The 14,377-nt window shown below is 31.8% G+C and carries 18 protein-coding genes; 12 read left to right on the top strand and 6 right to left on the bottom strand.

Annotated elements, in window-relative coordinates; translation table 11 throughout:
- Genes ACJ6WR_RS11740 through ACJ6WR_RS11695 form a run of 10 tightly spaced genes read left to right on the top strand, consistent with a single transcriptional unit; the run spans nt 1 to nt 5,943 of the window.
- The gene (locus ACJ6WR_RS11740; RefSeq protein WP_409417898.1) at nt 1–369 is read left to right on the top strand and encodes a DUF1801 domain-containing protein; all 369 of its coding nucleotides are present in this window, start codon (nt 1–3) and stop codon (nt 367–369) included.
- A gap of 6 nt (nt 370–375) precedes the next feature.
- Complete coding sequence (locus tag ACJ6WR_RS11735; RefSeq protein WP_409417897.1) at nt 376–984, top strand: DapH/DapD/GlmU-related protein; 609 nt, start codon at nt 376–378, stop codon at nt 982–984.
- A gap of 2 nt (nt 985–986) precedes the next feature.
- Entirely contained in the window at nt 987–1,400 is a 414-nt protein-coding gene (locus ACJ6WR_RS11730; RefSeq protein WP_409417896.1) for a tautomerase family protein, read from the top strand.
- A gap of 1 nt (nt 1,401) precedes the next feature.
- Nucleotides 1,402–1,911, top strand: a complete 510-nt coding sequence (locus tag ACJ6WR_RS11725; RefSeq protein WP_039113737.1) for a hypothetical protein — start codon at nt 1,402–1,404, stop codon at nt 1,909–1,911.
- Between the two features lie 29 nt (nt 1,912–1,940).
- Nucleotides 1,941–2,303: a glyoxalase superfamily protein gene (locus ACJ6WR_RS11720; RefSeq protein ID WP_409417895.1), complete on the top strand. Its 363-nt coding sequence runs from the start codon at nt 1,941–1,943 to the stop codon at nt 2,301–2,303.
- A gap of 35 nt (nt 2,304–2,338) precedes the next feature.
- On the top strand, nt 2,339–3,127 hold the full coding sequence (locus tag ACJ6WR_RS11715; protein WP_409417894.1) for a PhzF family phenazine biosynthesis protein: 789 nt from the start codon (nt 2,339–2,341) through the stop codon (nt 3,125–3,127).
- A 10-nt stretch (nt 3,128–3,137) separates the two neighbouring features.
- Complete coding sequence (locus ACJ6WR_RS11710; RefSeq protein ID WP_409417893.1) at nt 3,138–3,668, top strand: GNAT family N-acetyltransferase; 531 nt, start codon at nt 3,138–3,140, stop codon at nt 3,666–3,668.
- A 26-nt stretch (nt 3,669–3,694) separates the two neighbouring features.
- Nucleotides 3,695–4,381: a DUF6058 family natural product biosynthesis protein gene (locus ACJ6WR_RS11705; RefSeq protein ID WP_409417892.1), complete on the top strand. Its 687-nt coding sequence runs from the start codon at nt 3,695–3,697 to the stop codon at nt 4,379–4,381.
- Between the two features lie 17 nt (nt 4,382–4,398).
- Nucleotides 4,399–5,190: an arylamine N-acetyltransferase family protein gene (locus ACJ6WR_RS11700; RefSeq protein ID WP_409417891.1), complete on the top strand. Its 792-nt coding sequence runs from the start codon at nt 4,399–4,401 to the stop codon at nt 5,188–5,190.
- A gap of 24 nt (nt 5,191–5,214) precedes the next feature.
- On the top strand, nt 5,215–5,943 hold the full coding sequence (locus tag ACJ6WR_RS11695) for a carbon-nitrogen hydrolase family protein (protein WP_409417890.1): 729 nt from the start codon (nt 5,215–5,217) through the stop codon (nt 5,941–5,943).
- A 5-nt stretch (nt 5,944–5,948) separates the two neighbouring features.
- Here ACJ6WR_RS11695 and ACJ6WR_RS11690 read toward each other — a convergent pair whose 3' ends face one another.
- From ACJ6WR_RS11690 to ACJ6WR_RS11665, 6 genes are all read right to left on the bottom strand, one after another.
- On the bottom strand, nt 5,949–6,971 hold the full coding sequence (locus ACJ6WR_RS11690; protein WP_409417889.1) for a hypothetical protein: 1,023 nt from the start codon (nt 6,969–6,971) through the stop codon (nt 5,949–5,951).
- Entirely contained in the window at nt 6,949–8,577 is a 1,629-nt protein-coding gene (locus tag ACJ6WR_RS11685) for an NAD(P)-binding protein (protein ID WP_409417888.1), read from the bottom strand. The genes ACJ6WR_RS11690 and ACJ6WR_RS11685 overlap by 23 nt, the downstream gene beginning before the upstream one ends.
- Nucleotides 8,552–10,072, bottom strand: coding sequence for a polyamine aminopropyltransferase (locus ACJ6WR_RS11680; RefSeq protein WP_409417887.1), 1,521 nt, complete (start codon nt 10,070–10,072; stop codon nt 8,552–8,554). The genes ACJ6WR_RS11685 and ACJ6WR_RS11680 overlap by 26 nt, the downstream gene beginning before the upstream one ends.
- On the bottom strand, nt 10,065–10,280 hold the full coding sequence (locus ACJ6WR_RS11675) for a DUF350 domain-containing protein (protein WP_086893687.1): 216 nt from the start codon (nt 10,278–10,280) through the stop codon (nt 10,065–10,067). Before ACJ6WR_RS11675 ends, ACJ6WR_RS11680 begins: the two co-directional genes overlap by 8 nt.
- 192 nt (nt 10,281–10,472) lie before the next feature.
- Entirely contained in the window at nt 10,473–11,705 is a 1,233-nt protein-coding gene (locus ACJ6WR_RS11670; protein WP_409417886.1) for a DUF4178 domain-containing protein, read from the bottom strand.
- A 3-nt stretch (nt 11,706–11,708) separates the two neighbouring features.
- Complete coding sequence (locus ACJ6WR_RS11665) at nt 11,709–12,071, bottom strand: S-adenosylmethionine decarboxylase family protein (protein WP_409417885.1); 363 nt, start codon at nt 12,069–12,071, stop codon at nt 11,709–11,711.
- Nucleotides 12,072–12,302: 231 nt separating this feature from the next.
- Between ACJ6WR_RS11665 and ACJ6WR_RS11660 the strand changes: the two genes are divergently transcribed.
- A complete protein-coding gene (locus ACJ6WR_RS11660; RefSeq protein WP_409417884.1) occupies nt 12,303–13,145 on the top strand; it encodes a DUF6597 domain-containing transcriptional factor in 843 nt (280 codons plus the stop codon).
- Nucleotides 13,146–13,346: 201 nt separating this feature from the next.
- Entirely contained in the window at nt 13,347–14,312 is a 966-nt protein-coding gene (locus ACJ6WR_RS11655) for a nitrilase family protein (protein ID WP_409417883.1), read from the top strand.
- Nucleotides 14,313–14,377 lie beyond the last annotated feature (65 nt).

Below are 14,377 nucleotides of genomic sequence, written 5' to 3'. Positions count from 1 at the left end.
ATGAGTTTAGAACTTGATAATTTCTACCTAAAACAAGAAGAACCTAATAAAGGTTGTTTACTTGCTTTACGACAAATTATTCTTTCACAAGATTCTGAAATCACTCATACATTAAAATATGGCATGCCTTTTTTCTGTTATAAAGGAAAGATGTTTTGCTATTTGTGGGTTCATAAAACAAATAACAAACCCTATCTAGGCATCGTCGAGGGAAAACACTTTGATAATCCCGAGTTAATATCCGAAAAACGCTCACGGATGAAAACAATGTTATTTGACCCAAATGAAGATTTACCTATTGATATCATAAAAACAATAATTGAGAAAGCAATTGGCCTTTATAAAAGTGGAGAAATCAAAATAAATTAGATTGAAATGATACATATTGATGATTATATAAACGATTTTTCTTTACTTTTCTCTAACCTAACCAACTTACAACCTTGGAACATTACCGATAATCTTAAGGAAATTATAGAAAAAACAATTCTAACTCTCGACGACAATTACACCATAAAAGACAACGTTGCTATTCATAAAACTGCAACAATAGAAAATGGTGTTACTATAAAATCGCCAGCAATTATTGGTGAAAATTGTTATGTAGGTGCCCATGCCTATTTTAGAGAAGGCGTTTATCTTGGAAATTCAGTAAAAATAGGTCCCGGTTGCGAGATTAAAAATAGCATTATATGCTCATTAACAGCTGTTGCACATTTTAATTATATAGGAAATAGTATCATTGGTAGCAATATCAATTTTGAAGCTGGTTCTATCGCTGCCAATCATTATAACGAAAGAGCGATAAAGAAGATTTCGGTTTTACACAATGATGAAATTATCGAAACTGGAAGTGAAAAATTTGGTTCATTAGTTGGAGATAATTCCAAAATTGGGGCAAATGCCGTATTATCGCCCGGAACGATACTAAAGAAAAACACAATCGTAAAAAGATTAGAATTAATTGAACAAGTAAAAGGATAATTATGCCGTTTGTTAGAATAAGTTTACCCAAAAAATTATCGCAAGAAACCAAAGAGAACATTTCAATTTCGATACACGAATCTTTAATTCAGGACTTCAATATTCCGCAAGATGATTATTTTCATGTAATTGAAGAACTGGAAACATCCCAAATTAAATTCCCAAAAAGTTATCTTGGAATTACCCATTCTGAAAACATTATTTATGTTCAAATAACCGCTGGACAAGGAAGAACAAAAGAGCAAAAAACAAAATTATATGCCCAGATTGCAACTAGAATTTCGAATACAACCGAAATTCTAAAAAGTGATATTATTATAATTTTACTGGAGAATAATGGAAGTGAAAACTGGTCGTTTGGAAACGGGGAAATTCAAGAACAAAAACATTTAAAACAATTAAGTAACAATCAATAAAATGGACAATCACCTAAGACAATTAATTTCAATCGAATTTGAAGACAGAAAAGAAATATTTACTGGTTTTCTTATCGATTATACCGACGATTGGATTTTATTAAAAAACAATCCTGTTGACTTTATAATTGATGGTTATGTAATTTTAAAGAACAAAAACATACAATCTATTACTCGAGATAGCGATAATGTATTTACAGAAAGTGTAATTAGACTGAAAGGCTTAAAAACCAACTCAGACGAAATAATTCCGCTAAGAGATTTATCTTCTATTCTTACCTTTATAACAAACAAATATGAGATTTTCCAGATTGCAAAAAAATCAGAGAAAGCCGTTTATCTTGGTAAGTTAATAAAACTGGATGATGAAGAACTGGTTATCGATTTTCTTGAAACAAGGGGTAAATTTGGTGGTGAACTAAGTTTTAATCCAAATAAAATAAGAGTGATAGAATTTGATACTGATTATATCAATTCGTTAAAACTTCTTGTTAATGAAGGCAGAAAGTAATTTGTTATAGACCTAAAACAAAATCAATCATGGCAATTATAAGACCTATTTTTAGAATTTTTGATTATAAAAAAGCAGTCGAATTTTATGTTAATTGGCTTGGTTTTGAAATTCTTGACGAACATACTTTTGAGGAAAATTCGCCATTGTATATTCGAGTTTCACTCGAAGGTATAGAAATTCATTTGAGCGAACATCACGGAGATTGTTCGCCTGGATCAAAAATAATCGTAGAGGGTTTCGTTGGTTTAAAAGACTATCATCAAAAACTGATTCAGAAAAACTATAAATACAACAAACCCGGAATTGAAAAAGCTTTCTGGAACGAAAAAATCTACTGTGTAGAAGTTATTGACCCATTTGGCAACAAAATAATATTTACTGGAGAGTAAATACTCAATGCCTTTAATTTTTAATCCCGTTTGTAATGAAATTAAACTTATATCAAATAGACGCATTCACAGATAAAATCTTCGGAGGAAATCCTGCTTGTGTTGTTCCATTAGAAAGTTGGTTGCCTGATGAAATCCTTTTAAAAATTGCACAAGAAAATGCCGTTCCTGAAACTGCTTTTTATGTTGTTAATGATAAAAGAGTTCACTTGCGCTGGTTTACTCCCGAAATTGAAATGGATTTATGCGGTCATGCAACTTTGGCAACTGCACACACTTTAAAATCGATTCTTAATTATCCCGAAAACACCATCGTATTTGATACTTTAAGCGGTGAACTAATTGTAACTGTTGATAAAGATGTATATACTTTGAATTTTCCGTCTAGAAAACCTGTTCCAGCTGAACTTCCAGAGATTATAAGAGATTCGTTAAACATTCAGCCTAAAGCGGTTTTAAAATCCAGAGATTATGTCTTAGTTTATGAAACCGAACAAGAAATTAAAGACATCGTAATCGACAGACAAACTTTTGATAAATTAAACCTTGATCCAGGCGGAGTTATAGTAACTGCAAAAGGAACTCATTGCGATTTTGTTTCGCGATTTTTCACCTCACAATCTTCTATTTTGGAAGATCCTGTTACAGGTTCAGCCCATTGTTCGCTAATACCATATTGGAGTGAACAACTTGGCAAAAAAGAAATGCACGCCAAACAATTATCAGAAAGAGAAGGCACATTGTATTGTGTCGATAATGGAGATAGAGTTTTAATAAGCGGAAAAGCTAAAACCTATTCTACAGGAACATGCTGGATAGAATAATAAAACAATTATGGAAATTATAATACGACAAGAAAATAAAAATGACTACCCAAAGGTTTTCGAAATCATTGAGAAAACATTTAAAAATGAAGAATACAGCGACCATAAAGAACAGTTTCTAGTCGAAAAACTAAGAAACTCGGATGCATTTATTCCTGAATTATCGCTTGTTGCCGAAGTTGATAATGAAATAGTAGGTCATATTTTGCTAACCAAATTACAAATCGAGAATGAAGATCAAACATTTGATTCTCTTGCTTTGGCTCCAGTATCGGTAAAACCAGAATTTCAAAGAAAAGGAATTGGCGTAAAATTGATTCTGGAAAGTCACGCAATAGCAAAAAAACTAGGCTACAAATCGATAATTCTTTTGGGACACGAAAACTATTACCCAAGATTTGGATATGAACTAACAAACAAATACAATATCGAAATGCCATTTGATGTTCCAGCAGAAAACTGTATGGTAATTTCGTTAACCGAAAACGGATTAGATGGCGTAAGCGGAAAAGTGAAATATCCCGCAGAATTCATGGAATAATTTTAAACGCTATAAAACCAAATGAAATGAAAGATTTAAATTTAAAATACATTTCAGAAAATTATATTGAACTCGAAGAGATATCAAGAACAATGCGTCTTTCCCTAGATAAATTACATCAGCTTATTGATGTTAAACTTATACCTGAACCTTCGTACACGATAAATTCAGAAATAACGATAAGTTCTTCTTTAAATGATAGCTATAAAACTACTATCATTAGAAAATACTTTCCTAAGAATATTTTGAAACTTATAGAACAGAATGCTGAAAAAGCAAATGCTGACGAATTCAAAACAGAGTTCAAGGAAAACCTATTATCACATTTAAAAAACCACAATCATAAAACGTTTGCTTATGGGAATGTTTTTGATGTAAATCAAAAAATAGACAGCAATAAGGCCGAAGAAGCTCTGGAAGAAGAATGGGATTATTACTGCAAAGGTGTTTATGGAATTTGTACTATAGACAATAACGAAAATGCCATAATCGAAAAAGAGATTGCTGTAAAAAGAATTCTCGATTTTATCGAAAATAAATCTCCATTATTAACTCCTGAAGAAAAGATAAAACTAGAAGAACTAAATGTCGAATTTAATAACACGGCAAGTTCCTTTGCTCCATATCAACGAGAATCAAGTAGTAGAGGTAAATATTTGGACAAGCTTCTAAAAGAATTTTCTCTGGACGAATTAATTAAAAAATACGATTAATTAAAACTTATAACGAGATGACAAAACACGCAAAATCAAACCCGATAGATTCAGACAATTTTATTTTACAAGATTACTTGGATAGAATTCATTTTGTTGGCGATGTTAAATCAAATATTAAAAGCATAAGTAAATTAATGCAATGTCAGTTATTCAGTATTCCTTTTGAGGACTTAGATGTTCAGGCGGGAAAAACGATTTCTCTGGCAGGAAACGATATTGTCGATAAACTCATTAATCGTAAACGTGGTGGGTATTGTTATGAACTTAATGGTTTGTTTGCTCTGGTGCTCCAAAAAATGGATATTTCGTATCGTTTTGTTGCTGCTCGACCATTGGTAAATCCTGGCGAGAATCCTAAAACGCATATGGCAATTATTGTTACGCTAGAAGGAGAAGAATATCTGGTCGATTTAGGCTTTGGTGGTAACGGAATAAGAGAACCTCTAAAACTAAATGATACTACAGCTGCACAACAAGGTACAGAAACATTTGCTTTAGCAAAAGCAGAAAACGGCGATTACCTATTGCAAACTTTATTGCGTGATGAATGGAAAAATCTCTATTCCTTTGATTTATCTCATCAAGACTGGATTGATTTTAAACCCGCCAATCATTATAACTCAACACATCCGGATTCTTTTTTTACACAAAATCTTGTTGTTGTTTTACAAAATCCTTTGGGCAAGAAAATACTATTTAGAAACACTTTCAAATCTATAGTGAACGGAGAAACTAAAAGTTATACTTTCGAACCAGAAAAACTAAAAGATATTTTAGCGACCGAGTTTAATTTGGAGAAATTATAGTGATTTAAAAAAAACAGAAACTGTATGAAAATTTGCGTAGCACAAACAAAACCAGTTAAAGGTGATATTTCGCTAAATATTAAAAACCACAAAACGCTAATAGATTTTGCTATTTCTCATAAAGCTAATGCAATATTCTTTCCAGAACTGTCTATAACAAGCTATGAACCTGAGTTGGTTCAAAATTTAGGAACAAATCTAGACGATGAAAGATTTGATGCTTTTCAGGAAATAAGTAATGCAAATAATATAACTATTGGTATTGGCGTTCCAACAAAATCAAACGAGGGAATTTTAATCAGTATGATTATTTTTCAGCCCAATAAATCCAGACAGATATATTCCAAACAACAATTACATTCAGATGAACTTCCTTATTTTGTCTGTGGCAATAATCAACTTATTTTAACCATCGACGGAATCCGAATTGCTCCTGCTATTTGTTATGAGTCATTACAATCCAGCCATTCCGAAGAAGTTAATAGACTTGGTGCAGACATCTATATTGCAAGCGTTGCTAAATCTCAAAATGGTGTAAACAAAGCTGCTGTACATTATCCCGAAGTTGCAAAAAAATACAATATGACTGTTTTAATGTCTAACTCAGTCGGCCCTTGTGATGATTTTGAATGCGTTGGGAATTCAGCCGTTTGGGATACTAAAGGAGAATTACTCGCTCAACTTAATGAGACACAAGAGGGAATACTCGTTTTTGATACCGAAACACAGGAAGTTATAGAACATGTGGTATAACACGATTAAGATTTCTTAGACTTCCATATAAATCCATCGAGTAAGTAATGTGTAAACTGAGGCACAGTTAACAACGGAACAATTACAAATTGCCAACTAGAAAAATCATAAGTCTTGAGTGAGAAGTTGTCATTCCATACCAAAATCTCCCATAAAAATTCTTCTGTAAATGCTATTACTAATAGAATCAAGATATAAACAAGGATTGCATTATAGCTTTTTAAATAATTGAAAACTCCCGAGTTTGAACCTGTCTTGTTTTCGATTTCTCTAAAGTAAACCAGTGCCATATAAGGAATTCCGTGAGAAACTACATTTAATAAAGTAAAAATAAGATCATCATTAAAATAAACAATCCCAAAATACCATGAAAGTGCCGTTCCTAGAATAATTGCGTTTTTAGGAACATTAAAAAATCTATTCGTTCTACTTTTATAAACCGTATAGATTACGTAAATCGTTATAATAATGACATAAACCCAGAATAATACTTCTAATAAGAATGTGTTATGGAAACGAAAAAACTCATTTTCGACAAACCAATTAAATTTTCTTTCTGAAGAAAAGAACCAATACAACATCGGATAACCTGTTGAAGCATAAATAGCACAATTATCTATACAAACCGAAAGTCTTGTTTTCTCTTCAGTCCTAGCATATAATCGCATAAAACCATATTGTTGCCTTATAAAATGAAAAACTGCCACATAAGCTAAAAAGGACCAAAATACTAGACTTCCAAAAGAGAAAAGAATTATACCAATAGCAAAACAAATTGCGGGTAAAAGCAATAATCTTTTCTTATTCTTCCTGAATTCATCGGCGACAAAATAAGTCTTGAATAACGTTGCATAAACATGAGCCACATCGATAAAAACGATTAAAAAAAGCCACGTATAAAACGAGTATTTTTTTTCTACTTCAGTAATATAATCCTGAAATAAAAATATAATAGCTAACACAAAAAAAGATGGACCAATGATGAAAGTCAAATCGGTTTTGGCTTTATGAATCCAGGGCTGCTTCATCTAAAATTTGGTTTACGACATTAATTCCGTGATGGAAAGCTTCTTCAAAAATTGATATTCCAGATAAATCTGTATGAGCAAAATAGATTGAATTCTTAATACTTCTTGAAGCTTCTTTTTTAGCCTTTCCAAAAATAAACTCAGGTACAGGACTAATCATCCCATGCCCCAATAAAAAAACTTCCATTTCTTCGGTACAATCTTCGATATCAGGATGTGCAATTTTTAAATCATCAAAAACAAATTGTTTCCAATATTCTTTATCTTTTTTATAGAGTTCTTTTCTCGTTTTTCTTAAATCGGAAGAAGAGAAACTATAATAATAAGTAATTACTTTTTTGGTCTGAATCTGGTTTAAGGATTGATGCTGATCATAAATATACCCTAATCCATTTGCACCATAAATAACATTGTCCCAAGAGAGAGGAAAACTAAAATTATCGGATAAATTAGTCAAAGTTAAAGTCGCTAAAAGCCACGGTGTGTAATGAAAATCTTTAGTATACTCTTTTCGATCTTTAATAAGATACTGGTTTACAAACTGTGGTGTTGCCATAATCACTTTATCAGCAATAATTTCTACCGATACTTTTTTAATGTCGTCAAATGCTTTGGTGATAACCTTATTGTTTTCGACTTTTACTTCATAAACCAAATGATTTTTCAGCCTTTTTTCATTGGTATACTTTTTTAAATGTGATGTTAATCTGGCATTTCCTTCTGGCCAGGTTAAAACACTTTCTTTTTTATCAGGACTGGCATCTTGTTTTCTTCCTGCAAAGTAGTGAATTCCGGCCCAGGCAGAAACATAATCAATTCCTAGTCCGAAATCATCTTTACAACAATAATCAATATAATTAAAGAGCGGTTCTGTTTTAAAATTATTCGCTTTAAACCATTCTTTCATAGTGATTTTATCCAAGCTTCTGGTTTCAATATCTTCAGAAGAAAATTGTAACGGAATATCAAATAGGTATTTCCCGTCTTTTCCTTTTCCTTCACGAAAAGCATCCATTAATTTAAAAAATTGTTGAAATTCCAAATCCTGATCTTTAGAATTCCCTTCTTTAGGAACGACTCCATCTTGCCAGTTATTCTTATAAAACAAACGTTCATCAGGAGCAAAAGACAATTGTAACTCATCAAAAACAGGAAATCCTTTCTGATCGTATCCTACTATAATTTTCTCTTCTTCTAAAAATTGTAATAATTCTTTATCCTTAAAATTAGGCAATGGCAAATAATGTGCTCCTAAGGGAAATTTAGAATATTGATTTTCCCCATTGGAAGAATTCCCTCCCAAATGTCCTTCTAATTCAACCAGAAGAAAATCTGAAATTCCTTTTTTCTCAAATTGTCTAGCAGCACTTAAACCCGAAATCCCTCCTCCCACAATAAGATATGGAATATGAATTTGACTGGTTGGTTTCGGAAAGTCTTTAATCCAAAGTCGATGTCCTAAAAGATGATTAGTTCCCGACAACCGAATTAATAAGTGGATTATTTTATCTGAACAAAATTGTAAAAAAGGGATTAATAACAAAGAAGCACCAATTCCTTTTACAAAATTCCGCCTTGATTTACTGTAGTTTTCCCCATTCTTCATCAAAATAACGTACTAAAATTTGGTTGTCTAAACGATTGATTTCAATTTCATTTGAGATCATATCTTTGGTAAAATAATTAAATCTATCAAATTGATAATTATAGAATTTTAACCCCGGAGCTTTTCTATTTACCTGATTAAAAGTAGTGCCAAATCCATTAATTGCGATTGTATAACCCCATTCTCCAAACGAAGGCACATAAGCATGATACGCATCGACCTGAGGAAAAACCTGCATCACGGTTTTGTTGATACACCAAAATGATTTTGGAGCAAAATAAGGGGATGTAGTCTGGATGACAATAGCTGCATCGGGTCGCGAAATACTTTTTATCGTTTGATAAAAATTAAGGGAGTATAACTTTCCTAAACTATAATTTGACGGGTCTGGAAAGTCGATAATCACTACATCAAATTTTTCCTGACAACTTTTTGCCCAAATGTATGCATCTGTATTAATGATTGTTACTTTTGGATTATTAAGCGAGCCTTGATTAAAACCTGTTAATATTTTATTGACTTTAAACAACTTTGTCATTCCCTCATCCAAATCAACTAAAGTAACTTTTTCTACTTCTTTGTATTTTAAAATTTCGCGTACTGCCAAACCATCACCGCCACCTAAAACTAAAACATGCTTTACACTTTTGGCAATAGACATTACGGGGTGAACTAAAGCTTCGTGATAGCGATATTCATCGGTAGAACTAAATTGTAGGTTGTTATTTAAATACAACCGGTAATCGCTCTTATTATGCGTGAGAACGATACGCTGATATTGGGTTGAATTAGTGTAAATGATATTCTCGCCATAAAGCTTTCCTTCTGAATAAGACAAAATGGAATCCGAAAAAACAAAAACACCTAATAAAATTAGAAATGAAGTAACTGCTTTTGCTTTTAAGAAATAACCGTTCTTTAATTCTTTTTTTAGAAGAAAACACAAGACAATTGCAATACTTACATTAATCATTCCAAAGAATAATGATGTCCCCATAATTCCTAACTTCGGAACTAAAACTAACGGAAAGAGTATCGATGCCAATAAAGCTCCGATATAATCAAAAGTAAACACATTAGAAACCAAGTCCTTAAACTCTACTTTATCTTTCAAAATATTCATTAGTAACGGTATTTCTAATCCGACTAAAAAACCTGTTACAAAAACAAGGAGATATAAAACGAATTGAAAATACTCGACACTTTCGAACAATAAAAACAAAACAACAGAACTCAATCCTCCAATTAGTCCAACTAATATCTCGATTTCAACAAAAGTATTGAGTAAGTTTTTATGAAAAAACTTTGAAAAGAAAGAGCCTATACCCATTGAAAACAGGTACACTCCAATAATAAATGAAAATTGTTTTACTGAATCTCCTAATAAATAACTAGCCAGAGTACCCGCAACAAGCTCATAAACAAGCCCACAGGTAGCAATAATAAATACTGCAAACAGCAATAAAAATTCAAATTTAAGAAACTTTTTACCCATGAATTGCGGCACTTATAATCATTGAGATACCAATGATAAATGCTGCAAACACAATTGCAACAGCAATATTATTCTTCTGAGTTACTTCTTTCCATGTATTCTCAGGAGTAATTTTTTCGATTATAAAATAGGCAACCAATAAGATTACGATTCCTACAAGAGAAAAAATGATTGAGTTAACGATAGGTTGTAAATGTATTAAATCCATACTTTATAAGTTTATTTATGATAAAAACGGTTAACGGAACTACGATTTCCTGATGTACTATATTTTTCTGTTGTTTCGCAATCGCAGATTCTATTTCCTGAATAAGCGAAATACAAATAAGTTGCAAAGCAAAATAGTCCTATTGCTAATGCGGCTAAATTATTCTTTATAAAATCTAAAAATTCTTTCATATTACTCGTCTTGATAAGGTGAATAATCGCTATACTCCCATCTTTTCTTTTCAAAATTTATTTTACAATATCTAATAACAATAAAAACAACTATCATAAACCCAATAACTATCCATACGTTGTAAAAGGATGGTTTGTTCCAAACTGCGTTTACTTTTATTACATTATTGCTTATATCCTCAGGAGCTTTTTGTGGAGTAATTACAAAATGGTATTTTCCTGCTTTAACTCCGCATATATTAAACTCTACCGATTGGTCTCCTTCGGTCCAATTTTCGCCATCTGTATAGCCATGATAGTACTCTACGTCTTTATTAGCATGTAATTCCTCATTTGTATTTTCATCGACCAAGGCAATATCTACGTTTGCCCAAGAATTATCTACATCAGAAGATACACGAATTGTCATAGGAGCAGATCCGCCTTTTAAAACAAACGAAGAACCAAAGATTTCTTTGTTATTAAATTCATTAAATGTGGCTTCCTTATAAAACACACTTTGTTCTGATTGATCTTTATATATAAGCCAGTTAACACATACAATTATTAAGGCAACGAAACAAAAAATTATTGCTGTATTCCGTAAATCAAAATAATATGGTCTCGTAATATTTACACCCGTCTGGTATGGTAAATTAACCGTAGGAAATCCTTTTCTGATTTCACTTTTACTTATATACTCTCCAAGAAAGGCAGTTTCAATACCATTAATTTTTTCAACAGAAATCATTAACGGAGGGTTAATATATTCTACCATATGAATTTTATAGACAGGCAACGAGAAATCAAAATATCCCTGAGCATTTTCTATATCCACATCGCAATATTCATAAATATCAAATACAATCCCGTTATGAGTTACTATTTCAGGATGTTGTTTTGCATTAAATTGATCTTCTATTTCGGTTAAAAAGATCCAGTTTCCATCAGATTCAGAAAGATAAACCAAATCTCCTTTTGGACTTTCCAAAATGTATTCTGTCCAATTATAGCTTTGAGATACTTTCTTAACTATTGCGGCAATAACGGTATATTCTATTCCTTTAAGAATTCCTTTATCTCCAATTTTAAAAGCAAAATCATTTACTTCAGGTTTAAACTTTGATTTTAAACGAAGTTGTCCATCGCCATCAGATGAATATAAACTATGACAATTAGGGCAAACAAAATTTACGACGTCAAAACCAACATCTAAATCGGTAATGGTATTACAACTGAAACATGGAACTTTCATATACTAACGATTAATTTCAAAATCTTTTATAATTGTTCCTTCAAAATAATTGATATAATCAGCCATAACATCTCTTACTTTTTTAGAATTATCTTGCTGATAATTACACAAATAAACATCTAAAGTTAACTGATTGTATTCTGGCCAAGTATGTATACAGATATGAGATTCTTTTAAACAAAATGAAATAGTAAAGCTATCATTATCAAAATCATGGACAATAACACCTACTTTTTCTAATTGATAAGCCTCTAAAATTGAATTGGTAATAGCAACAAAACCATTGCTATCCATTAATTTTTGAACTTTATCTACATGTAGGGTTACCAGTTTATGCAAACCTGGTGAATAAGGGGGTAAATCCATTAAAATATTTATATACGCCCCAAATGTATAATAATTTTTGGATAATTTTAACAAGAAGGATATGATTTGAATTCTCCATACAATTACCTAAAAGACCCCAGATTCTACAAGCTATTTCAAAACCAGTTAAAGCTTTATGTTTAAATTATAAAGTAAAAAAGAGTTTAAGGAAATAAGATTTTTTAAATTTGCATCTAAACTTTTTTGAATTTAATAAACAAATAGGTTTTTATGCAAGTTTTACCTCCAAAGGAATTATCACCTTATATCAAACACTATCTTTTTTTAGAAAACAAAGGTAATGATACTCAGAAACTTCGTTTGTTTTCTGATGGTAATACTGGCGTTGTATTCTCTTTAAAAAGTAAACTTATTTCAGGTTTCAACAATTATGAAGCGCAAAACTACTTACCAAGCTCATTTATATATGGGCAACTAAATGGTTTTAAAGACATTTATTCGGGTAGCGAAATGTCTATTGTAATTGTCGTTTTCCAACCAAACGGAATCAACCAATTATTAGGAATTACAAGTAGCGAATTACGTGATACTATAATCACTATCGATGACATTTTTGGTTTGGAAGGAATTGAACTTCAGGAAAAATTATCCGAACAATCGACTATTCAGGAGAAGTTAAGCCTCTTAAATCATTTTTTTAAAACGCTTGAAGCGAAAAAACCAATGTCTAACCAATTGATTGCTGCAGCATCATTAGATTTTATTTTTAAAAGCAAAGGGCAGTTTTCACTCAAACAATTGGTTGATTATACTGGTTATACCGAAAGGCATATCGAAAGAAAATTTACAGAATGCGTTGGATTAAATCCAAAGAAGTTTGGGAATATTGTAAAGATTCATGGCTTTTTAAAACTCCTCAAGAATAAATCGGAAGATACAAATCTCACCACAATTTCTTATGACGCAGGATTTTCGGATCAATCCCATCTTATACGAGAATTTAAAAAACATACCGGAATGACTCCTAAAGAATATTTGTATAATGCCGGAAAACTAACAAATAACTTTATAGAAACTGTTCCTGCTAAAATAACTTTAAATACTACTTTCTAAAATTAAACACGAATTTCACGAATCAACACGAATTACGTTTGTGAAATTAATTTCACAAACTAATCTAACCGTAAAAATCTGTGTTAATTCGTGAAATTCGTGTTTAAATTTTATATCTACATATAGTTTCAAAATGTCGGTTTTATACAATTTGTAAATTCTCGGCAACGCTATTTTTGTCTAAAATTAATAGCGTAAAATATGAAAAATCTAAAAATAGCCACAGCTCAGTTTGAGAATAAAAGCGGCGATAAAAACTATAACTTATCTGTAATTGATAAACTTTCGCAAAAAGCTTCCAGTGAAGGTTGTGATGTAATTGCATTTCACGAATGCTCTATAACCGGATATACATTTGCAAGGCATTTATCGAAAGAACAAATGCTGAATCTGGCAGAAGTTATCCCAAACGGAGAAAGCGTCTTAAAACTTACTGAAATAGCCAAAAAGAATGATATCGTAATATTAGCTGGACTTTTTGAAAAAGACGAGAACGATAATTTATTCAAAGCCTATGTTTGTGTAGATAAAAATGGTTTGGTTGCCAAGTACCGAAAACTACATCCGTTTATAAATCCTTACTTAACACCTGGAGATAACTATTGCATCTTTGAAATCAAGGGCTGGAAATGCGGAATCCTAATTTGCTACGACAATAACATAATCGAAAACGTACGTGCAACAACTCTTTTGGGTGCCGATATTATTTTTATGCCACACGTAACGATGTGTACTCCTTCTACCCGACCTGGCGCTGGTTTTGTTGCGCCTCAACTTTGGGAGAACCGTGAAGCCGACCCAACTTCGCTACGATTAGAATTTGACGGAATGAAAGGTCGTGATTGGCTAATGAAATGGTTACCTGCAAGAGCCTATGACAATGCAATTTATGCTGTTTTCTCCAACCCAATAGGAATGGATGATGACCAGTTAAAAAATGGTTGTTCTATGATTATTGACCCATTTGGTGATGTAATTGCCGAATGTCGTTCATTTGACGACTCTTTTGCAACAGCAATAATTACTCCCGAAAAATGCATTCAGGCAGGAGGAAATCGTTACATAAAAGCTAGAAGACCAGAATTATACCGAGATATTATTGGACAAGAACATAAATCGGAACAGAATGTGGTTTGGTTAAACACCGACGAAAAAAGTAAAAACTAATAATTTTACAGGTTTAAAACTATTGAAAGATTTATCTTTGGGAAATTGATTAATCTACAGAATAA

The organism is Flavobacterium sp. PS2 (assembly GCF_046250155.1).
GTDB lineage: Bacteria > Bacteroidota > Bacteroidia > Flavobacteriales > Flavobacteriaceae > Flavobacterium.
The sequence above is the reverse complement of the archived record's forward strand: the minus strand, read 5'-3'. Positions and strand labels throughout refer to the sequence as shown.